Raw genomic sequence first — 20,098 nt, 5'->3', positions numbered from 1 at the left:
TCCTGTTGTTCGTTATCGATAACTGCTCTCAAAGCTCTAGAAGTTTAGTTCACAATTACTATTCAACAAGAAATCAGGTATAAAACACTTACGGCACTTTCATAGCGTCGAAAATGAGGGAAGCGGTGAATGAAATACATTCTATACATTGCGCACGGTGGCGGGCCGATGCCGCTGTTAGGCGACAAAAGTCACGAAGATATGGTGACGAAATTACGCGAAGCCGCAGCGAAAATGCCTAAGCCGAGTGCCATTTTAGTGATCAGCGCTCATTGGGAAACCGACGTGCCGCACGTGACGACCGCGGCCAAACCTGAGCTCATCTACGATTACTATGGTTTTCCGCCTGAATCATACGCCATTGAGTACCCAGCACCTGGAGAGCCGACGTTAGCCGAGCAAGTATTAGGAGCAATTACAGCCGCCGGCATTGAAGCAAAAGGCGATGCAATACGCGGCTTTGATCATGGTCTATTCGTACCGCTGAAACTGATGTATCCCGATGCCGATATTCCCTGTGTGCAACTGTCGTTAATGAATCATTTAGATGCCGAAGCTCACATCAAACTAGGGCAAGCGTTACAAACTCTCGACTACGACAACCTGCTCATTTTGGGCTCAGGATTTTCGTTTCATAATATGCGCGCATTTTTCGCGCCTAATCATGCCGAGGCAGATAGCCAAAATGCCGCGTTCCAAGCATGGCTTGAGCTAGTTTGTAGCGACCAAGATATGAACGAACACCAGCGGCAACACATGCTGGCAAATTGGCAAGAAGCGCCTCATGCACGTTTTTGCCACCCTCGCGAAGAGCATTTACTGCCGCTACATGTGTGTTACGGCGCGGCTAGCCGCGCATGTGACGAAGCAACCACGGTATACGCACTGAATAAAGAATCGCGTATGTTCTACTGGCAAATTAATTAAGGTGATTAAGAATGGCACGCGCGCACGCTTTGCATATTTTGGTGAAAACTCGAGAAGAAGCCGAGGAATTAAAGAAGCAATTAGCAACTGGTAAGAAGTTTGGCGATCTTGCACGTAAGCACTCACTTTGCCCATCTGGCAAGAAAGGTGGTGACCTTGGTGAATTTGGTCGGGGCCAGATGGTGCCGGCTTTCGACAAAGTGGTATTCGGTAAGCCAACTCTTGAAGTGCATGGCCCTATAAAAACGAAATTCGGTTGGCATCTCATTAAAACATTGTCACGAAATTAACAGGTAAAAAAATGAAAATTAAATTAGGAGTTTTAATCATGTGTCTTGTTGTTTTGAGCGCAGGTGCAAGCGAACGTGAGAAAGTACTTGGTTTTGGCGGCGTCTTTTTCAAAGCAGAAGATCCGAAAGCTTTAGCGCTTTGGTATGAAGAACATCTCGGCGTGAAACAAACACCAAAAACTTACGAAGAACAACCTTGGGTTCAAGCAGGTGGTACCACGGTATTTGGGGTTTTTAATAACAAAACCAAGTATTTCGGAGCAGATAACCAACAGTTTATGTTTAATTTTCGCGTTGGCGATTTAGACGCGATGGTTCAGCAACTCCGCGAAGCTGGTATCGAGGTTGACGTTGATCCTGAAACCTACCCGAATGGTCGCTTCGCACGATTGGCAGATCCTGAAGGCAACCCGATTCAATTATGGCAAGAACTGACGCCAGTTACGGATTAACTGGCGGCACGTTATTTAGAAATGTCCTGCTCGTCACCCCACTCTTCGCCGAGGTATTTAAAGCGCGGCACTTCTAAACCATCAACACTAACTGACTGCAAAAACATGTCATAGGGGCGTACCCACAAACCCTGTTCGTCGCCATATAACGGTCGATACAACACCATCCATTCTTCGGTTTCAGAATGGCGCACCGTATCGACTACCTCGTACATCGGGCCTTTGTAGTGCTGATATTTACCTGGGGTAATTTTCATCTGTATTGCATGTCCAAATTAAGAACTTCACCAATCGTCACTCAAAATATGTGAACGAAGTGCGTGTTCGGTAAAGTATAGCGGGTATACAAAATGCTGTGTCTCTGTCGCCCCAGAACCCTGTGTACCTGTTAACTTGATTGTTTTACTCGGATGACACTTTTGAATATACGACTGAAGTGATTTTGCGCGAGTGCGCTTACCACTCTTAACTTCAATTGGAATAATTTGTCCTTGCCTATCGCTGATTATAAATTCAATTTCGGCACGAGCATCATTCCAAGAATAAGTTGGCGAGAAGCCAACTACTGCCATTTCTTGCTGTACAAAGTTTTCAGCAATATATCCCTTGTATTCGAATCCCTGTCGTTTTAGCTCTTGATAGCTAACCCCCAACATGTGATTGAGTAGCCCCACATCAAACATAAATAGCTTGAATTTGTTTTCCTGTGCATATGCTGCAAGGGGACTTCTTGGCCGTCCTTCAATTGGAAAGTTTTTTAACACCAAGCGACATTTTTCCAACCAAGCAATCGCACTTTCAAACTCTTGATAACGAGATTTCCGTGCATAAACATATTTGAATTTGAAACGTTTCACTGAGTCATCCATTACCTCGGAGAGTTGTGCCGGAACCGCATTGAATACCGCTTCAATTAAGTTTGCATCGGTTTTTCCTGAATATTTACCAAAATCACGTTGATACCCAGCAATCAGATCGCGTTGAACCTGTGAAACAGCATTAATTCGCTCCAGAATGCTACGATCCGACAACGCATACCAAGTACTTACGGCCTCTGGCATACCGCCAGTAAAGTAGTAGTCGGTTAGTTTATCGAAGAGTTGTTTATGAGCAGCAACAGAATTCATCTGCGCATCATAAGCTTTCAGCAATGGAAACTCGTTGCCTGCTAAGAGAAACTCTCTAAATGATAAAGGTCTAAGATAATGATGCTCAACTTTGCCAACAGGGAAACTGTTAAGTAAGCCAATGTTTGAACCACTAGCTACCACATACATTTGAGGTGCTTTTTCCGCAAAATATTTTAGAGACGTTACCGCTCTCTCGCATTCACCAATTTCATCGAGAATTAGTAGATCAGTCTGCGGATTGAACGGTTTCCCCGTCAATAATTCAATGTTTGTTAATACATCAGTGGGGGCTAACGAATCTGCAAAAGCGTCGGCCATCGCTGGCGATTCAAGAAAATCGATACGTACTACATTCGGAAAATCTTGACCAAATAATTGTTGAAGTAGATAAGTTTTCCCAGTTTGACGCGCTCCATCAACAAGCAAGGGCTTGCGTTCAGCCTGAGATTTCCAAACCAATAGCTCATCTAAAAGTGCACGATTCATGGTATCGCTCCGTTAACCTGTAGGGGTGAAAAACAGAAACAGAACTAGATATTACACTTTTATGCGCATAAATTCACAATAAACCAGCACTTTTATGCGCATATTTATGTATGAAATATCTTATTGTTGCGCATAAGTTTGATTGTTTAAATTTTTATACGCGAAAGAATTTTATCGAGCTCATTCGCGAAGGTCATACGATCGCGTTGGTGTAACGGTGGTGGGCCGCCTGTGTGCTCGCCGCTACTGCGCAACGTATCCATGAAATCGCGCATGTTTAAGCGGCTACCGATGTTCTCTTTTGTGAACAACTCGCCACGCGGGCTCAGTGCTTGGCCATGCTTTTTAATCACATCGGCCGCTAACGGAATATCGGCCGTAATCACCAAGTCACCCGCTTCACAAATTTCAGCGATGTAATTGTCGGCAACGTCAAAACCTGACTCAACTTGCTTGGTTTTTATCCATTTTGATGGTGGTACGCGCAAAGGCTGATTCGCCACCAAAATTAATTCAAGCTGTTTCCGCTCAGCAGCGCGATACAAAATGTCTTTAATAACCGCTGGGCAAGCGTCCGCATCTACATATATTTTCATTGAGGTTTCTGTGTTTTAATCAGTTTCATAAACCATAGATTAGCATTAAGCTAAACGCATCACCTAACGCGCAACAACGTTCAAAGCGATATCTTCTGGAGCTGCAAGCAGGGGCGTTAATGCTTCTGCTTGGCTGTTGAGCCAAAATTCGACTTCTGTAGGACGAATCAATAAAGGCATGCGGTGGTGATACGCTGCGCACTGTTCGGTTGGCGCTGTCGTTAGTGTGACCAGCTGTGCGCGCGAATCAACATGGGGGAAATAAATACCAGCCATATACAACGGCTGACCGGTCGCTTCGCTGAACAAGTACTTGGTTTTGCGCGATTGCCCTTCTTGTTGCTGCCATTCATACCAACCGCTACACGGCACCACACAACGATGCTGCTTAAACGCCAATTGAAAGGTGCGTTTGGTTGCAACCGTCTCGGCCTGTGCGTTAATGAGAATTCGGTTTGCCCAACTCGGTTGAATACCCCATTCCGTGCTGAGCTGATGCAACAAATCGTGACGCTGGGTGGTGGTGATCACTTCGACTTGCTGGGTAGGCCGCAAGTCTTGATTGGTGGGTGCATGAAATTTCAAGCCAAGCTGTTCGGTTACCAGCTGGCATAAAGGGTCAGTGACAACATTGAGCCTTCCACACATAGAAGCCTCCGTTTCAAATGAACGAAAAAGCCGCTCAGTTGCGCCAAAATTGATACAACTGAACGGCTGTTTTGATTGCGAGACTAGGAACTAATACCTTTTAAAAAAGTAATATTAGCTGGCGTTCTTAGTCTCGCGAATGTAGTCATCCACAAACTGCTCAAGAATATTGAGCGGCAACGGACCGTTTGCCAAAATCACATCGTGGAATTCACGAATATCGAAGTTGTCGCCTAACTCAGCTTTCGCTTTCTCGCGCAGCTCAAGAATCTTCAACATACCGATTTTGTATGCTGTTGCTTGGCTTGGCATCACAATATGACGCTCAACCATTTTGCGCGCGTCGGCTTCAGCGTTTGGCGTATTGGTTACGTAAAAATCGATACCTTCTTCACGAGTCCATTTTTTCGCGTGAATACCCGTATCAACAACCAAACGAACCGCGCGCCATAGCTCCATCGCTAAGCGACCAAAATCTGAGTATGGGTCTTTGTAGAAGCCATATTCTTTTGGCAATAATTCGGTGTACAAGCCCCAGCCTTCGCTGTACGCGGTATAGCGACCGAATTTACGGAACGATGGAATGCCTTCAAGCTCTTGCTGAATCGCAATTTGCATGTGGTGACCTGGAATACCTTCGTGGTAGGCCAGAGCTTCCATTTGATAGGTTGGCATAGAAGCCATGTCGTACAAGTTCGCGTAGTAAACGCCTGGACGTGTGCCATCCATTGACGGCTGCTGATAGAACGCTTTACCGGCTGATTTCTCACGGAATGGTTCAACCGCTTTTACAATCATGTCGGCTTTTGGCTTGGTGATAAACAACTCATCCAAAAACTCACGCATGTTGTCGATATACGCCGTTGCTTCTTCTAAATAACGCTGACGACCTTCTTCGGTGTCCGGATAAATAAAGTCTTGATTGTTACGCATGTGTACAAAGAACTCTTGCAACGTGCCTTCAAACCCGACTTTTTCCATGATCACACGCATTTCGTTGTGAATACGCTCCACTTCACTCAAACCAATTTCATGAATTTCTTCAGCGGTTAAGTCAGTGGTCGTGGTGCGTTTCAACGCATTGTTGTAGAACGCTTCACCATCAGGGAATTTCCACGCACCGTCTTTGGTGTCAGCCTGTGCGGCAATATCTTCCACGGTCGCAATCAAGCTTTCATAAGCTGGTTTCACCGATTCCACTAATGCTTTTTCAGCGGCGCTGGTTAGCTCTTGATATTGGCTTTCTTCAATATCAAGGTTACCTACTTTCTTGGTGAAATCTTCGAGCAACACGCTTGGCTCACCGTCTTCAAATGGTGCGCCTGAAATAATATTTTGGCTGTCGCTGATCACGTATGGGTAGACGAATTTAGGCGCAATAATGCCTTTTTCAGCGCGCAAACGAAGGTTCTCTTCAAGTTGCTCAAACAATGCTGGTAAGCCGTTCAAACGCGCAATATAGTCTTGGGCATCGTCAACTTCTTGAATGCGGTGCTGGTTGATTAGCATCGACACCACGCTTGAGTGCATGCCGAACATTTGATTCACAGGGTAGTTGTAATGACGCCATTTGTAGTCAGCAATATCTTCTTCTAAGCCCTGCTTCATCAGCATCCAGCTAATCTTGGTTTGCTCGTTTAGCTTGGCTTCGTCAATTGCATTCACTTTCGCAAGTTGTTCTTTTTTCAGCGCGAGCTCTTCTTCAGAAGCCTGCTCAGAAATGTCGTCCCACTTATCTTGGTCTTGCTTTATACCCAAGTACGACTGGTACATTGGGCTGCGCATGACATTTTCCATGAAAATGTCTTCGAACAGCTTGTTGGCTTTTTCAGATTCGGCTTTGATTTCCGCTTCGGTCACCGCAGCCGTGCTTGCTGCTTGGGTTTCTGCTGCAGGCGCTGTCGCTTCAGGTTTCTGCACATCAGAACATGCCGCTGCGCTCAGCGCCAGCGTCACCGCTAAGGCTAAGTGCTTCATTTTTAAATCAGACATCGGTTGTCTCCTTATTGTTATATTGGCCTTAGCTTAGCACCATACTGACTAGGCGGTCTATTTACGCGCCAGCGCTTGGGGTGAATCGCCGCCACTCTGCGGCAAGGTGTTAACAGCCGCTGGAACTTGATGTTGAAGCGGTTGTTGCAGCGAGCATCGCGGGTAACATGACGGCAACCATCACCGCGGCTTGCACCGCATCAATCACATCTTGCGTTAGAGCGCCGAGCTCTTCGCCCTTAGCAATTTGTTCAATGCGCTTTTTGTGGGTTTTCAGCTCTTCTTTGCTGAAGACATCTTTTAAAAGATAGGCACTTTTCGCCAAAGCCACCATCAACGCGACGCGCGGATCAATTTCTAATGGCTTATCCAGCACCAATCGACGCATCTCGTGACGCAAATGACGTTCTGGCTCTGGGTTCACTTCGGGATAGATTTTCTGGGTGAAAATCCACAACACCTTCTTTTCATCGCTTTTGATAATGCCGTCAGCCACCAATTGCTCAGCAACTTTGTGCTTCAATTTGGAAATGTTGGCGATGGACATAACCCAGTTTTTCAGGGTATCCGGACGCTTCTTGTCTGCAATTTTCTGCAGCACTTCATCCATAACTTGGTCACCCGTTGGCGAAGCATCAAGCACCTCAATTTTGTCTTTATTGTCAGCGTTCACCTGAATACGTTTGGCTAACAACAACTCAGCCAGCACGGCCGCCGCCACGGTGTACTCAATGTACCAACCTTCAGCGGTGCCCTTTTCATCGTGCAAGGACAGCAGCACAAGGCCTTCGTAGAGTTTTACTTGTAGTTCGTTAGTGTGATGCATGCGTCACCTTTTTATTGATGTTGTTTTAACCATCATAGGGAGGTTGGTGCGAATGCTCAATTTTAGTGTGTAAGTTTTTGTATCAACGAGAGCGAAGTGAATGAATCACGATTATTCGGCTCACACAATGAGCCGAAAACTGAAGTTAATCGGCTCATTGCTTCGTTCACGTTACATCCGATAACCATGATGGCTTGCCAAGTCAGCAAACACTTTATTCAATCCTGACCAAAATAATACGCGCGAGCTATTTTCAGTTTTCGGCTCAGTGACGCATTCACGGCATAACGCCACATCAGAATGACCAGGCACCCGCAAACGAATTGGCAATTCACATTCGCGTGTTGCGCCTACTGCAAACTGATGGCTGAACAAAGCACCATTGCGTTCTAATGCTGAAAGTAAACGCTTACTTAATGGCAAGCATTTCGTTGATCGGCTAGTAACATTCGCTACCGACGATGAGCAAACCGCTAAGCGCGAATCATCGGCTAATTCGAACTCAGCACAGGCTGCGTTTTGTGACACCATCGGCAAACGAAGTTGGTTTTGAATATAGTGAATACTTTCAGATAACTGACGGACAACAAGTGAATAGGTTTTCATGGCTGACACTCCAAAACGTTAGGTTGTATTCGATGAGAGGAGTATACTGTTTCCAAAATAAATGATTAGATAGCAAAAATAGAATTCATTGTTTCGCTTGAGAAACAATAGATAGTTAAAGGGGCTTCTCATGCTGAACCGCTTAGCCGATATGGCCATTTACGCCACCGTGGTCGAACAACAATCGTTTACTGCCGCGGCTGAGCACCTTGGTATTTCCAAAGGTGCTGTGAGTAAAGCCATTAAGAAACTTGAGCACGAGCTCAATTTACGGTTGCTGCAACGCACCACGCGAACCATGGCCGTAACAATTGAAGGCCGCGCGTTTTACGAATACTGCCGTGAAATGATGAGCCAGGTTGAGGCCGCCGATCAGCACTTGGGAAGTTTCCGCAATACACCAAGCGGCTTAATTCGCATTACCGCGCCGGTAACCTTTGGCAGCGTACAAATCGCCCCGTTAATTCCTGAGCTCCTTCAGCAATACCCTGATATCAACATCGACCTATTACTCGACGACAAACGCGTGGATCTCGTCACACAACAGGTGGATATTGCGATTCGCTGTGGTCGACTGGAGAGCTCTTCGTTGATTGCCAAGCGTTTAAATGACTTACCGTTGGTGGTGGTCGCTACGCCAGCATTTATAGACAAGCATGGCGTGCCAGCACACCCGCAAGAACTAACAAACTTCCCCTGTTTGAGTCACAGTTCGCATGTGGTGGATAGGCGCTGGACGTTCCTCGAAAACAATCAGGAAATAACCGTGCGCGTGAAGGGGCCAATGAACGCCAATAACAACGCGGCGTTGAAGCAAGGGTTGTTGGCATCGCTCGGCATCGCGTATTTACCTCGGTATCAGGTGACTGAGCAACTTGCCAACAGTGAGTTAGTGTCACTATTGGAAGACTATTTACCGACACCAACACCGGTGCATGCGGTTTATCGCCATCGGCAACATTTGAGTGCGGCCATGCGCGCTACGCTTGATTTTTTGACCGCGCGGTTGTGATGTGTTGTTGGATGTTCTGGATCTAAATGGATGATGTAAATATTGTATTCTTATACAAAAAATGATTACTTGCTTTAAGGCTAGCGTTTTTCGCATTTATGATCCATTTTTGGATCCAGTTGGCGCTTTTAAATACGACAAGCAAACGAATATAGTTTTGTGAAAATCGGATATGCTGCATCCAAGTTACCTAATAACATCGAAGGTGCTGGAAACACCGCGCCGGATAAGTCAGACCAAGTATGTGCAGCTTTATCTCTGTATTTTTTCATTTGATTCAACTGCGCTTCTAGAACCTGATAACTTCCGTCAGCTTCTAATAATCTTTCGAGTCGCTCCGCCTCAACAATCCCAACTGTTCTTATGACCATTGGTAAGAAATGTTTGTCATACATAAATCCATACGTTCGACCGACTATTTCTTTCTGAAATTTGCGCTTAAATTTATCTGTCTTGAGTTTCCCTTTAATAGATCTCTCCACAATCTGATCCATGCAATGCTCAATCCATCCACAATATTCAAGTACCGCAAGTTTGGAATAATAAATTGTGTCGGCGATATCCAATGTAGCGGCATTGTATCGTCTATCGAGGGTTTGAAGTGACCGTTGTATATCTCTTTTTTTTATCATGTTACGAGAATAGCTCAATCGCTCTTCCAATTCGGGCCTTAACCTTCTCGGTTGACGCAATACCTTCGTTGAGGTTTTCAAACGAGAAGTTTTGGTCTTCTCTTAGTGATTGATACTTTTCCCTCAACTGATCAGTATTGAGGTGTTCTAATTCATTGATGTTAATATACATGCCTACAAGCAATGCTTCAGTAGTTGCTTTGCTCAGCTTGGGAAGCTGGTTTCCTTCCATAATTCGTTCATAAAAAAGGTCGATGACTCTTATAAATTCTCTAGTCCTTTGGCGTATTTCGTCATCATCGATATTTCTATTTTTCTCCATATAGTCGTTCAAAAACTTCGCCAGCTTTCCGTTGTACGACTCGTACTCATCTGCGAACGCAAATACTCGAAGCACCAGTTCCTCATACGCATAACGCTTGGTTTCATGGGGCTTGAGTCCAAAAAGATGTCGCGTATTGGAATAATTGACTATGTCCTTTAACATGTCATTAAATGAACCTTGATAAATACAGTTTCGTATCTCTTGATTACTTAGCTTGTTACCTCCCGTGTTCAATCGATGAAAGATGGTGAATAAATAATTCAAATGGCTTTTTTTAGAGTAGTCACAACGAAGAACAGTAACCGGGATCGTCAGGTTTTCGATTCGGCTATAAATTTGCGGATATTTTTTCTTAATAAAACCGCTTGTCTTTCCTGATATTTTCTCATCAATATCATCGAGAGATGATAATCTCCAGTCTGCATCAGTTAAAAATTTGATTATACTAAAAATTCTTTGCAGCCCATCAATCATCAAGCGCTCTTGAGTGTTGTAATCAAGACTCAAACACATACTTGGGATCGGTAGCTGTTTAACTAATGAATCGATAAAACGAGTTTGTGCCGGATTGGGCCAAACTATGTCGCGCTGGAAATCGGGCTTAATGATTAACTGGTCATTCTTATACATACGAACCAAATCTGCGCAAGACCTTAACTCATTGAAGGCTACAATATCGGAGGGGGGAGTTTCAGAATAGTCATCCTCTGCAAGAAGTTCATTTTCTATTTCCTCAATTTTTTTATCTTGCTCATCTACATTTTCATTGGTCATAATATTTAGCTCTGCATTGGTAATCGGTAAGTTTCTAAAAATGAATTTGAGTCTGTGATGCACATCGTCACAATGCAACAAGAGGCCAAATCAATATCCCCTCAAATATAATAATCAACAAGTAGAAAACATACTCACTAAACCTTCGTATTCTTGTATAGCCATAAAACCACCATGGATTCTTGTAGTAATTAGTCATGTGAGATTTGGTGTACAGGTAATCAATTCTCGAGTGATTATCAAACCGTTGTAACGCATTGTCATAATCCTGAACATACTTTTCGTATTCTATACCACCTGCGTTTTCGTCAATCTTCTGATGAACCCGACGTGCAAGTGCATTGAGAATTAGTCCGCATTGGTGAAAGCGTTCAGCTCTTACTGAAAAATTGGTCATATTAAGAATAATAGATATAACCAAAATTACTATGGCGAAAAAGGTCTGTACAAATGCTGAATAACCCGACCGCAAGCCCGAATCTAAATCAAATGTTTCCAACAAGGGAACTAGGATTAGACCAATAGATAGTAAAGTGATTGTCCAAAGCGAAAGGCTATGGTGTAGCTTCAATCGGTTATGCGCATTAAACCTATTATTTGCAGTTTTTTGGATGCGATCATGAAGCTCTTCGAAAGGCTTTTTCTTTTGCACGTTAATAGTCCTCTTATCCTTAATTAGTATTCTTATCAAGCTGGGACATCGGAGATTCACTCGAATAAGGGACTTTCCCTGAGGGAACAATATTAGCGGCAGCGTCCAAGTGAACGTCTTGGTCGTCAAAAAATATGTGCGGATTGAATGCCTCTAGAACTTTTCGCTTCTCCACTCCACCGAGAAAGAATGCCTCATCAACATAAACGCCCCAAGCTCTGAGAGTTTTAATCACGCGCATTTCAGAAGGGCTGTTCCGCGCAGTAACTAGCGCAATTCGCACAGGTGAATACTCAACTCGAAACGGAAGCCTATCTTGTAAATTAGATAATTTTTTAAGGAAACTCGCATATGGCCCCTCTGATAGCGGAATGTCTTGATCGCGATCTTCGGCTGCGTGAAATGCCTCAAGCCCCTCCGTCTTATATACCAATTCACTCTCTTCTGAGAACAGGACAGCATCACCATCGAATGCCAATCGTACTTGACCCTCTGGTATGTTTAAAACTCCCCTTGGAGGTTCTTTTAAAACTGCGGCAGCGCAGGCTCTAGAATCAATAACAGTCTGAGCATCTGTCGCCGATGTGGTCAGAAATAAATCGACATCAAATGCATCAAGATATGCTGTAACAGCCTCTCCTGCTGTAAACGCAGACCGTGAAATGGACAATCGATCATGACGAATCGAGTTTAACACTCTCACACCTGTTTCAGGGCTATTACGTGACATAACTACAACTTCGACAAGAGGGGATGCATCAGTATTACTCTTATACTGATTCAGTCCAAGTAATGCTTTTACTAAATGAAATCCGGTACCAGGAAGTAAAGGTTCACTTTCATGTTGAAGCATAAATTCACGATATTTCTCGATAGCGGTATCAGGATCTCGCTCATATTCTTTAAACAAATTCTCGGAATCTGACATATCATACAAGGCAGTTGCAGAGATGCCTATGACTAAGGTATTTGAAAGATCCAATGGCATGAGTGCCTCCTTAAAGGGTTTAGTAAAACTTCATATCTTTTGTCTCATAATCACTTTTTATACAAGTACTATAACTAATGATTAACCAATGTATCAGGATTGTTCATACCCGATACAGTGATAGGTAACGTGGAATTTGGTCTCAAATATTTGAAAGATTACTAAGCTCAATTTGACTTTAAATTGCGCTTGGCATCAAATGGATTGTATAACAACGACAAGGATGCGACATGAACCAACTATTAAAAGTAATCACTTCTCTATTCTTCGTAATCATTCTTTCAGCATGCTCAAGCGATAAAGATCCCGGTCCTTTAGAAGGTACTTGGCAATCGGCTGATTTATTTGGACTAAAAGTAACTTTTCGAGAAGGTGAAACAGAATCGCTTGGAATGATTGATACAGTAACTTATGAAGTGAGAGGGAAAGACGTGATTGTGACATATCATGGCGGTATGACAGACGGTGCTAAGATGCGATTCACTGTTGAAAGTGAAAACTTTATGCACACTGAAATAGGTCGATTCACGCGAGTGAAATAATTATGGCATCAGGAGTTCATACTAGGCTTGTTGGCCAGATCGGAGAAAACCTTGTCGCCGCGAAATTGGGCACACTTGGATATTATGCATGTCCGTATGCGGGCAATGTCCCTGGATTTGACCTGACAGCCGTTGATAGCAAAACTCTGCGTTCCTTCCCCATTCAAGTTAAATGTAGTACTGGTAATACGCTGGTTCATTCGCAGATCGATAAATGGATTGATACAAAGATTGACCAAACGGGAAAATATTCGTTCGGTAAATTAAAAGAGATCGAACATCCTAATATGCTTTGGATTATCGTTAATCTTCCAAATGCCGAGATAGAGAGCGCGAAGTACTACATTTGTCAGCACAAGGATATCCAGCGACTAGCTGTTAAAAGATTTATGGAATTTATGGAAAGGAACTCATATAGAAGACCTAACGGTGGCACTTCAACTCAAGCAATTCTGACGATTCGAGAACTTGAGGTATTTGAAGACAACTGGGAGTTACTTAGCTCTTGAAGAGCGTCATAGGGTCAATCGTTCAAAAATATGGAAATATTTTAATAAATTTGTTTTGTTTTAGAGTGTGATGCTCTATTTTTCATTTCAAAGTAACTTACTTAATCGGTTGATATAATGTCATATTTAGAATATTTAGAAGATGACGTATTAATAAGTTTAGTTAAGGATGTTCTTGATGTTGGTCGGCACAAAAAAGAACAAGTCATCCGAGATTTTCAAAAAAATGTAATAGATCCTTTTGCATCTATATTTGATGCAGCAGTAAGTAATGTCGACCACGATACCTGGCGTGATTCCGAGATGGTCAGGCAATGTCAGAAAACTCTAACTAACCATATCGGTAACCTTCATCAGAAGATTTTAGGAAATGTAAGTGGTTGGCAAGATTTGGGAGTCGGCGGCGTAGTTGACTTGGTGTGTCATGACCGGAAAATCATAGCTGAAATTAAAAATAAGCATAATACTGTAACAGGTGGAAAACTCGCTGATCAGTATCAATCTCTCGAACGCCTCGTTACTCCAAAAGCTAGTCAATACAAAGATTTTACTGCTTATTTCGTCAATGTCATTCCCAAAAAACCAGAGCGTTTCAATATAACATTTGAACCATCTGACAAAGACAAAGGGATTAAGTGTTCAAAGAACGAACACATTCGTATTATTGATGGGGCGAGTTTCTACACACTAGTCACAGGGCGAGAGAGTGCACTTACCGAGTTATATGAGGCGCTACCTGAAGTAATTGAGCACATATTTCATGAAATTTACGGAGATAAGAAATTTTCTATTAGCGATAAAGAGCTATTTAGAAAGTACTTCGAAGACGCCTATGGCGAATAATTCGATTATACGCCATGAAAAATCTACTTTTTCATGGCGTATGTATCAATTTACCTGACATCACCTAACTTCATGTTTCTATTAGGTTTTCAGATTTTTCTGAGTGGTAAAGCTCAATTTTGTTGAGAGCCCGTACAACTGACTTCGCCACCGCTGTTGCAAGGTTTACAGGTACGGCATTACCAATTTGTTTGTACTGTGCTGACAATGGCCCCGAGAAAACCCAATTGTCTGGGAAAGTTTGAATACGTGCATATTCTCGAACGGTTAACGGTCTCGTTTCCTCTGGATGACATCGCTCAGTCTGCTTCTGTGCTGGAGCACAAGTCAACGTAAGACTTGGTTCATCCCATGATAATCTGCGAGCCATCCCTGTCTTTCCGCCACCAAGGAAGTAGCTTTTTTGCATATATTCACGCTGCAACTCGTCAGGTAGGTCTCTCCAATAGCCTCCTGGCGGGATAAGATCAAGAATCTGTTTTTTCTTTTCAGGATATTTTTGTCCAGGAGATGGTGGAACATCAGACTCGTATAGTTCTCCTGCTTTTAATGCATCTTTCACTGTCAATATTCGTTTGAACGGCGACGGCCAGTGGAATGTAAACTTGTCCGCAAGATCATTACGAACTCCAATCAAAAATAAACGCTCTCGCTTTTGTGGTACCCGATAGAAAATCGCCTTCAAGACTCTCGGCTCTATCAATGTGTAGCCTAGTTCGGCGATAACATTCTTAATGGCCTCTAGAGTTCTTCCGCCTTCATGGTTCAACAACCCTCTGACATTTTCGGCGATAAAAACTTTTGGCTTAATTTCTTTAATCGACCTAGCAAATTCAAAAAATAGAGTGCCTCGAGTATCCTCGAAGCCTAGCTTCTTTCCCGCGTAGGAGAATGCCTGACATGGAAAACCACCAGAGACAACATCTGCACCTCTGTATTTTTCAAAATCAACTTCACTTATATCTGATTGACACACATTCCATTCTGGACGATTAAATCGCAACGTATCACATGCATGTCTATCTATTTCGTTCAGCAAAAGTGATTTAAACCCTGCTCTTTCTAAGCCCAGAGCCAGTCCACCGGCGCCAGCGAAAAGTTCGACTAGCGTGTAGTTTCTATTAGGTTCAACCGAATGTTCTTCGTCCCAAGTGCTACTAAAAAGTAGTTTCGCTTGCTCGAACTCTTCCAATTGCTTTTTATGATAAACGCGATAGTTATTACCATCGTCTCTCACCGGTTTAAGTGTTCCATTTTTGTCCCAGCGTCTCAGGGTTTCTTTGGAAACACCCAAAATATCTGCCACTTGCGCAATACTAAAAAATTCGCTGTTTTTCATTTTAGGTTCCAATCATGTTAGGTGAGGGACTTCAATATCGAGCATCGGCAAACCCTTTTGACCTTGAAAAATACTGTATATCTATACAGCTAAAAAGTCAAACATTGATCATGGTTATTTAACGTTTCAAAGCTAGATTGGTCAATGGCAGTCGTCGCAAAAAATGAAATTTGTTGCTTGTTTCTCAGATTCTACAGCGTTGAAATCTATAGGGCGAAAGGAAAGGTAAAAACGTATGTGTAGGTTCCATTTAATACTATCGGGAGTCGATTCATACAGCATTAGTGAACCTTTCTTCCTCCACCAGTGCTTTGACATTATCGTCGGGGTATCCAGAGAAAAGGCATCAAAATAAACCACGCCAATCTCGATATCGCTATCTCGGCGAACGTTTACTCGATTTTGATAAGAACCTTGGATAAATACTCGAATATCTCGGTTCTGCAGTTTTGGACTTGCCTGAGTACGCTGCCTAATGTGGCGTTCAGCATTTTCCGCTATTTGTTGTTGCATTTTTCCGGCTTTGATTCCCAGTCTCTACTCATATGATGAACTTTCCTTCGCTGCGACTAGCAACTGACGCTAGGTTCACCGGAAAAATTGTAGTGTAGGGTAAAGTTTTTCCATTTGTAGCATCATTTAGAGAACTGCGAATCCGTGGTCATGTTTGTTTCTTTCCTTTTGCTGGTTTTCCTTTTTTCTTCACCTCTAGCAAAGGGTCAACCTTTATCGAAGTAACAGAGACCTTATAGTTTAACGTTTTCAGAGTCTTTAAAGCATTTTTAAGTGTGACTTTGGAAAAAAATGGCAATTCTTTCGGTACTGATTTATTGGTTGCAATCGCATAAACAATTCTATAGCTACTGGGATCAGGCCTGCTATCAGTACATTTGAGCTTTGTCGAATCGGGTAGTTTTTCATTTAACCGTTTTCTGAAAGCCGAGTCGCCGATAAATGCTTCTGATGCAACATAACCCTGTGAGAACAAATGGCTTAATGTAGAGGAGCTTCTATAGTATTTCACATGGATTAGTTCATATGAGTCCCTGATCAGATCACAAAACTCAAGTTTGTCATAAGGCCCGCCAACTTTTACAAACTTCTTATCCATGAGCTCAATATTATCATGTGTATCTGCGATAAAATCATTGTAGTCTTCCTCCCGATCATGTGAATAAACTGGAAATTCAAAATCGTATGGGTCGAATCCCTCCAGATACTTATCGATATACTCCACGAAGTTGCTGTTGACTATATACCACTGTCCGTTTCTAAGAATATATTGTTCTTTCCCAGCCGAAACCTCCGCATACAAACACCGATAAGCCGACCATTTTTTAACTGAATTGTACTCGTTATCATTGATGTGGATCGTCTGAAGCTTTAGGTTTTCTGTTGTTAAAGAGATGCCTTTATTTTTAAAATATTGAACCAAGTCTTCAATTTTTAATACAACGTGTCTTGGTGTTTTCTGGTAGAGATCGAAGGAATAGCCTATTTGATTTTCCCAATCAATTATCTCTGGTTCGCCAATCCACATTTTCTGGAATTCACTCTTAGACAAAACATCATCTAATTCTAAGTCGAGAACTTCTAAAAGCTCTTTATCTTTGACCCTTTGAATGTTCTCGACCCATTCAAACTCCTTTGGCAAGTCTTCTTCGTATTTGTTTAAGGCTTCTAAAAGAACATCCTTCAACTGTTTTAGATTGATGTCTAGCACAAGAGTTAATGCGTCTCTTCCGGTTACGTGTGAACCAAACTCGGGAACTCTTGATACCCCTGTGACCGCATACAACATATCCATCTCAGAGTCGACATCAAGATCAAACACTCCAAGGTCAATTGAACTCTGCGTTCTCGAGTTTAACGGATTGAGATCATAGTTGGCTTTGTCGAGGCTTCTCAGCTTATCCGAATCAACAGAGTTAAGTGTAACTCTAAGACCGAAGTCTCTCTCAATAGCTTCGTTTTTTACAAGGTGAAATCCTGTTCCAAAGGTCAATATAAACAACTTGTCCTTAAGATTTGCAACGAATGCTGCTCCTACTGCCCGTCTACTACCGAATAAATCATCTGGAAGTTCCTGATGTTCTGTAAACAGCCTTGTCCATGGAGGCGGGGGCTTCGGAGGCTCCTTTTTGACGTAGAGTGTTGTTTCCAACCCTTGAACCTTCATTTCGATTGGTGGCTTGGAGTTTTCAAGGTTAATCACCTTGGATGCATCGCTTCCCACGCCTCGCTTTGCAAGATATATGGACAACTTCTCTTTTCTTGTTTTTGTCTTTCTCATAAGCAATCCCTTATTTCAAATCGCTCTGGCAGCTAATATTGTACTAATGTGCACGCCTCATATCTCTAATACACCGGCATGTACACTTTAGAATTTTTCACTTTGCTTCTTATCTATCCCAGATTCACCCTAGAACATGCAGAAATAAAAGAACTAAAGCCGAAAAAAACACAAATAGAACGCAACAATGCAGCGAAACAAAATTTAAATAGGCGAAGAAAAACTTATGAGGAGGGCTCTTCCTTGAGGAAACAACTGAGCTGGCTCAATAATCGCTCGCCATAATTCCATTGGAGTGCTTTTTGCTAATGTTCGAGATTACTAAAACCGCTGCAGGGGAACAAGCGAAAGTAATGAGTCGTAGCTCAATCACTTATTGATATAGCTTTTTTGCTGCAACTGAACACAAAAATTTGGGAAAGGTATGGGGTATACCCTCAATGGTATGCATTGAGGGTGTGGTTAGCATAACGGCGTGAAGCGCCACCCGGCTTACCTTACGGAGCGAGCGACGGCTACTCGATGTTCTGGATCTGCTCACGCATCTGCTCAATCAACACCTTCAACTCCACCGCAGAAGCGGTAATGTCGGCGTTAATCGATTTCGAGCCTAAGGTGTTCGCTTCACGGTTGAATTCTTGCATCATGAAGTCTAAACGACGGCCACAGGCGCCGCCCTTGCGTAAAATCTTGCGCGTTTCCACAACGTGCGCGTTGAGGCGGTCGAGCTCTTCGGCTACGTCTACTTTTTGCGCCAGCATCACCATTTCCGCTTCAAGGCGCGTTGGGTCGAGTTCCACACGAGCTTCTTCAAAGCGCGCAAGTAATTTCTCACGCTGCCATTGCAGTACTTCTGGCATGCGACCGCGCACAAAGCTTACTTGCTCTGAAATACCTTCAAGGCGCTCTTCAATCATGCGCTCGAGTGCCTTGCCTTCGCTAGCACGGTTCTCAATGAATTCAGCAATGCAGGCTTCAAAAGCGCCAAGTACGTCGGCTTGAATCACGTCCATATCGTCTTCTTGCTGGGCAACAACACCAGGCCAACGCAATACGTCTAACGGATTCAACTGTGCGCTTGAGCTTTGGTTGGCGACCCAATTTGCTGATGAAATGACGCTACGAGCGAGATCTTCGTTCAGGCTTAAACCGCCTTCGGCTTTTTGCTCAATGTGCAAACGCAGGTTGCATTCTACTTTGCCGCGCTGCAATTGTTTGCGTAAGCGGTCGCGCAGACCATTTTCGAGTGAACGAATTTGCTCGGGTAAGCGAAAGTAGGTTTCTAAGAAGCGCTGGTTTACCGAGCGCATTTCCCACGTGGCTGTGCCCCACTCGGCTTTCAGTTCATGGCGCGCGTAGCCGGTCATTGATTGAATCATTGCTATTCCTTGTAAGCTTTGTCTGGTCATAGTTTAACACTGTTCGCTACGTCGTACAGTACGACTATTTCGCACGTTCAATTACGTTCGCCTAAAGAGTCGGTAGATGCTCAAATTATCTTAGCTAAATTAATTATCATCAGGTGATATTTATATGGATGTAGATTATACTATCGCGGCGCTTTTGGATTTAAGCGGAACCGCTCTCTATCAAGAAGAAGGTTACTGGGTTTTCATTGAGGCTCGAATTATTGACGCGAGTAAACGAGTGCCTCACGGAATCAAATATTCGCTAACACTTCATGACTTAAGCGGTAAACGAGTACTCGGAATGGATAATGCACACCGAATACGTAAAGCAACAGCATATGGGAAAGCACCTGAGCAAAGTGATCATATTCACAAAGCTGACGGAAGCGTCGTTCCTTACACGTTTATTAATGCGGCTAAGCTACTCGAGGATTTTTTCGACCTAGCCGATGCATACATGAAGGAGACTCATTAATGGCTATTTTACACATAGGCGTGAAGCCGCAAGAAGAAATTCGTGCCCGCCTTATTGCTATTGCTAAAGGCGAAGTGAAGCCAACTGAAAACGAGCCGAAAGTTTGGTTCCCTTCTATTCGCTCGCTCGCCGAAGTTCTATCTGATCATAACCGTGAGCTACTGAAAATGATTGCTGAAAGTGAACCGCAATCGCTTAAAGAGTTATCCGAACTTTCGGGCCGGGCACCGAGTAATCTTTCTCGCTCACTAAAAACCATGGCCAACTTTGGTTTAGTGAAAATGGAAAAATGCCAGAAATCAGTCCGACCAATTGCCGTCGCAACGGAATTTCACATCCATATCTGATATAA

At 43.3% G+C, this 20,098-nt stretch carries 23 protein-coding genes; 9 read left to right on the top strand and 14 right to left on the bottom strand.

Features of this window, described 5'->3' with window-relative positions; all coding sequences use genetic code 11:
* Positions 1-129: 129 nt before the first annotated feature.
* From CWI76_RS09310 to CWI76_RS09300, 3 genes are read left to right on the top strand one after another with little or no spacing between them, the layout of a single operon-like run.
* Positions 130-927 (top strand): DODA-type extradiol aromatic ring-opening family dioxygenase, encoded by a 798-nt coding sequence (locus tag CWI76_RS09310; RefSeq protein ID WP_126760074.1) that lies wholly within the window; start codon positions 130-132, stop codon positions 925-927.
* An 11-nt stretch (positions 928-938) separates the two neighbouring features.
* Complete coding sequence (locus CWI76_RS09305) at positions 939-1,217, top strand: peptidylprolyl isomerase (protein WP_126760073.1); 279 nt, start codon at positions 939-941, stop codon at positions 1,215-1,217.
* A gap of 38 nt (positions 1,218-1,255) precedes the next feature.
* Positions 1,256-1,669, top strand: a complete 414-nt coding sequence (locus tag CWI76_RS09300) for a VOC family protein (protein ID WP_126760072.1) — start codon at positions 1,256-1,258, stop codon at positions 1,667-1,669.
* Positions 1,670-1,680: 11 nt separating this feature from the next.
* Here the strand turns inward: CWI76_RS09300 and CWI76_RS09295 are convergent, their stop codons facing one another.
* From CWI76_RS09295 to CWI76_RS09265, 7 genes are all read right to left on the bottom strand, one after another.
* Positions 1,681-1,926 (bottom strand): DUF1653 domain-containing protein, encoded by a 246-nt coding sequence (locus CWI76_RS09295; protein ID WP_126760071.1) that lies wholly within the window; start codon positions 1,924-1,926, stop codon positions 1,681-1,683.
* Between the two features lie 27 nt (positions 1,927-1,953).
* Entirely contained in the window at positions 1,954-3,285 is a 1,332-nt protein-coding gene (locus tag CWI76_RS09290) for an ATP-binding protein (protein WP_126760070.1), read from the bottom strand.
* 146 nt (positions 3,286-3,431) lie between these two features.
* Positions 3,432-3,881, bottom strand: a complete 450-nt coding sequence (locus CWI76_RS09285) for a YaiI/YqxD family protein (protein WP_126760069.1) — start codon at positions 3,879-3,881, stop codon at positions 3,432-3,434.
* Between the two features lie 63 nt (positions 3,882-3,944).
* Positions 3,945-4,529 (bottom strand): SOS response-associated peptidase, encoded by a 585-nt coding sequence (locus tag CWI76_RS09280; RefSeq protein ID WP_126760068.1) that lies wholly within the window; start codon positions 4,527-4,529, stop codon positions 3,945-3,947.
* 114 nt (positions 4,530-4,643) lie between these two features.
* Complete coding sequence (locus CWI76_RS09275) at positions 4,644-6,521, bottom strand: DUF885 domain-containing protein (protein ID WP_126760067.1); 1,878 nt, start codon at positions 6,519-6,521, stop codon at positions 4,644-4,646.
* Positions 6,522-6,630: 109 nt separating this feature from the next.
* The gene (locus CWI76_RS09270) at positions 6,631-7,347 is read right to left on the bottom strand and encodes a GOLPH3/VPS74 family protein (protein WP_126760066.1); all 717 of its coding nucleotides are present in this window, start codon (positions 7,345-7,347) and stop codon (positions 6,631-6,633) included.
* 171 nt (positions 7,348-7,518) lie between these two features.
* Positions 7,519-7,953: a hypothetical protein gene (locus CWI76_RS09265; protein WP_126760065.1), complete on the bottom strand. Its 435-nt coding sequence runs from the start codon at positions 7,951-7,953 to the stop codon at positions 7,519-7,521.
* A gap of 130 nt (positions 7,954-8,083) precedes the next feature.
* Here CWI76_RS09265 and CWI76_RS09260 point away from each other — a divergent pair, with 130 nt between their 5' ends.
* Entirely contained in the window at positions 8,084-8,965 is an 882-nt protein-coding gene (locus tag CWI76_RS09260; protein WP_126760064.1) for a LysR family transcriptional regulator, read from the top strand.
* Positions 8,966-9,093: 128 nt separating this feature from the next.
* Here the strand turns inward: CWI76_RS09260 and CWI76_RS09255 are convergent, their stop codons facing one another.
* From CWI76_RS09255 to CWI76_RS09240, 4 genes are all read right to left on the bottom strand, one after another.
* A complete protein-coding gene (locus CWI76_RS09255; protein WP_126760063.1) occupies positions 9,094-9,459 on the bottom strand; it encodes a hypothetical protein in 366 nt (121 codons plus the stop codon).
* 139 nt (positions 9,460-9,598) lie between these two features.
* Positions 9,599-10,696, bottom strand: coding sequence for a DUF262 domain-containing protein (locus CWI76_RS09250; protein ID WP_126760062.1), 1,098 nt, complete (start codon positions 10,694-10,696; stop codon positions 9,599-9,601).
* A gap of 67 nt (positions 10,697-10,763) precedes the next feature.
* Positions 10,764-11,348 carry an SLATT domain-containing protein gene (locus CWI76_RS09245; RefSeq protein ID WP_157980826.1) on the bottom strand — a complete coding sequence of 195 codons (585 nt, stop codon included), beginning with the start codon at positions 11,346-11,348 and terminating at the stop codon, positions 10,764-10,766.
* 19 nt (positions 11,349-11,367) lie between these two features.
* On the bottom strand, positions 11,368-12,336 hold the full coding sequence (locus tag CWI76_RS09240; protein ID WP_126760060.1) for a 5'-nucleotidase: 969 nt from the start codon (positions 12,334-12,336) through the stop codon (positions 11,368-11,370).
* A 230-nt stretch (positions 12,337-12,566) separates the two neighbouring features.
* On the opposite strand from CWI76_RS09240, the gene CWI76_RS09235 reads away from it, so the two are divergent.
* The 3 genes from CWI76_RS09235 to CWI76_RS09225 all read left to right on the top strand — a co-directional run bounded on the left by CWI76_RS09235 (position 12,567) and on the right by CWI76_RS09225 (position 14,230).
* Positions 12,567-12,878 (top strand): hypothetical protein, encoded by a 312-nt coding sequence (locus tag CWI76_RS09235; RefSeq protein WP_126760059.1) that lies wholly within the window; start codon positions 12,567-12,569, stop codon positions 12,876-12,878.
* A 2-nt stretch (positions 12,879-12,880) separates the two neighbouring features.
* Positions 12,881-13,387 carry a hypothetical protein gene (locus CWI76_RS09230; protein WP_126760058.1) on the top strand — a complete coding sequence of 169 codons (507 nt, stop codon included), beginning with the start codon at positions 12,881-12,883 and terminating at the stop codon, positions 13,385-13,387.
* Between the two features lie 117 nt (positions 13,388-13,504).
* Entirely contained in the window at positions 13,505-14,230 is a 726-nt protein-coding gene (locus CWI76_RS09225) for an Eco47II family restriction endonuclease (protein WP_126760057.1), read from the top strand.
* A 70-nt stretch (positions 14,231-14,300) separates the two neighbouring features.
* On the opposite strand, the gene dcm is transcribed toward CWI76_RS09225, so the two are convergent.
* From dcm to CWI76_RS09210, 3 genes are all read right to left on the bottom strand, one after another.
* Entirely contained in the window at positions 14,301-15,569 is a 1,269-nt protein-coding gene (gene dcm / locus CWI76_RS09220; protein WP_126760056.1) for a DNA (cytosine-5-)-methyltransferase, read from the bottom strand.
* Positions 15,570-16,230: 661 nt separating this feature from the next.
* Complete coding sequence (locus tag CWI76_RS09215) at positions 16,231-17,862, bottom strand: TIGR04141 family sporadically distributed protein (RefSeq protein WP_126760055.1); 1,632 nt, start codon at positions 17,860-17,862, stop codon at positions 16,231-16,233.
* A gap of 515 nt (positions 17,863-18,377) precedes the next feature.
* Complete coding sequence (locus tag CWI76_RS09210; protein ID WP_126760054.1) at positions 18,378-19,241, bottom strand: YicC/YloC family endoribonuclease; 864 nt, start codon at positions 19,239-19,241, stop codon at positions 18,378-18,380.
* Between the two features lie 154 nt (positions 19,242-19,395).
* Here CWI76_RS09210 and CWI76_RS09205 point away from each other — a divergent pair, with 154 nt between their 5' ends.
* Together CWI76_RS09205 and CWI76_RS09200 are read left to right on the top strand one after the other, a co-directional pair.
* A complete protein-coding gene (locus CWI76_RS09205) occupies positions 19,396-19,746 on the top strand; it encodes a toxin-antitoxin system TumE family protein (protein ID WP_126760053.1) in 351 nt (116 codons plus the stop codon).
* Complete coding sequence (locus CWI76_RS09200) at positions 19,746-20,093, top strand: HVO_A0114 family putative DNA-binding protein (RefSeq protein ID WP_126760052.1); 348 nt, start codon at positions 19,746-19,748, stop codon at positions 20,091-20,093. Before CWI76_RS09205 ends, CWI76_RS09200 begins: the two co-directional genes overlap by 1 nt.
* Positions 20,094-20,098: the final 5 nt, after the last annotated feature.

The organism is Pseudidiomarina marina, assembly GCF_003987045.1.
Lineage (GTDB): Bacteria > Pseudomonadota > Gammaproteobacteria > Enterobacterales > Alteromonadaceae > Pseudidiomarina > Pseudidiomarina marina.
This window is presented reverse-complemented; position numbering and strand designations above follow the sequence as displayed.

Bases quoted from the DNA above. Each gene is read 5' to 3' on its own strand.
- CWI76_RS09280 (WP_126760068.1), bottom strand. From the start codon at position 4,529: ATGTGTGGAAGGCTCAATGTTGTCACTGACCCTTTATGCCAGCTGGTA.
- CWI76_RS09305 (WP_126760073.1), top strand. From the start codon at position 939: ATGGCACGCGCGCACGCTTTGCATATTTTGGTGAAAACTCGAGAAGAA.
- CWI76_RS09240 (WP_126760060.1), bottom strand. From the start codon at position 12,336: ATGCCATTGGATCTTTCAAATACCTTAGTCATAGGCATCTCTGCAACT.
- dcm (WP_126760056.1), bottom strand. From the start codon at position 15,569: ATGAAAAACAGCGAATTTTTTAGTATTGCGCAAGTGGCAGATATTTTG.
- CWI76_RS09275 (WP_126760067.1), bottom strand. From the start codon at position 6,521: ATGTCTGATTTAAAAATGAAGCACTTAGCCTTAGCGGTGACGCTGGCG.
- CWI76_RS09310 (WP_126760074.1), top strand. From the start codon at position 130: ATGAAATACATTCTATACATTGCGCACGGTGGCGGGCCGATGCCGCTG.
- CWI76_RS09200 (WP_126760052.1), top strand. From the start codon at position 19,746: ATGGCTATTTTACACATAGGCGTGAAGCCGCAAGAAGAAATTCGTGCC.
- CWI76_RS09215 (WP_126760055.1), bottom strand. From the start codon at position 17,862: ATGAGAAAGACAAAAACAAGAAAAGAGAAGTTGTCCATATATCTTGCA.
- CWI76_RS09285 (WP_126760069.1), bottom strand. From the start codon at position 3,881: ATGAAAATATATGTAGATGCGGACGCTTGCCCAGCGGTTATTAAAGAC.
- CWI76_RS09250 (WP_126760062.1), bottom strand. From the start codon at position 10,696: ATGACCAATGAAAATGTAGATGAGCAAGATAAAAAAATTGAGGAAATA.
- CWI76_RS09260 (WP_126760064.1), top strand. From the start codon at position 8,084: ATGCTGAACCGCTTAGCCGATATGGCCATTTACGCCACCGTGGTCGAA.
- CWI76_RS09270 (WP_126760066.1), bottom strand. From the start codon at position 7,347: ATGCATCACACTAACGAACTACAAGTAAAACTCTACGAAGGCCTTGTG.
- CWI76_RS09290 (WP_126760070.1), bottom strand. From the start codon at position 3,285: ATGAATCGTGCACTTTTAGATGAGCTATTGGTTTGGAAATCTCAGGCT.
- CWI76_RS09225 (WP_126760057.1), top strand. From the start codon at position 13,505: ATGTCATATTTAGAATATTTAGAAGATGACGTATTAATAAGTTTAGTT.
- CWI76_RS09210 (WP_126760054.1), bottom strand. From the start codon at position 19,241: ATGATTCAATCAATGACCGGCTACGCGCGCCATGAACTGAAAGCCGAG.
- CWI76_RS09300 (WP_126760072.1), top strand. From the start codon at position 1,256: ATGTGTCTTGTTGTTTTGAGCGCAGGTGCAAGCGAACGTGAGAAAGTA.
- CWI76_RS09205 (WP_126760053.1), top strand. From the start codon at position 19,396: ATGGATGTAGATTATACTATCGCGGCGCTTTTGGATTTAAGCGGAACC.
- CWI76_RS09235 (WP_126760059.1), top strand. From the start codon at position 12,567: ATGAACCAACTATTAAAAGTAATCACTTCTCTATTCTTCGTAATCATT.
- CWI76_RS09295 (WP_126760071.1), bottom strand. From the start codon at position 1,926: ATGAAAATTACCCCAGGTAAATATCAGCACTACAAAGGCCCGATGTAC.
- CWI76_RS09255 (WP_126760063.1), bottom strand. From the start codon at position 9,459: ATGGATCAGATTGTGGAGAGATCTATTAAAGGGAAACTCAAGACAGAT.
- CWI76_RS09265 (WP_126760065.1), bottom strand. From the start codon at position 7,953: ATGAAAACCTATTCACTTGTTGTCCGTCAGTTATCTGAAAGTATTCAC.
- CWI76_RS09230 (WP_126760058.1), top strand. From the start codon at position 12,881: ATGGCATCAGGAGTTCATACTAGGCTTGTTGGCCAGATCGGAGAAAAC.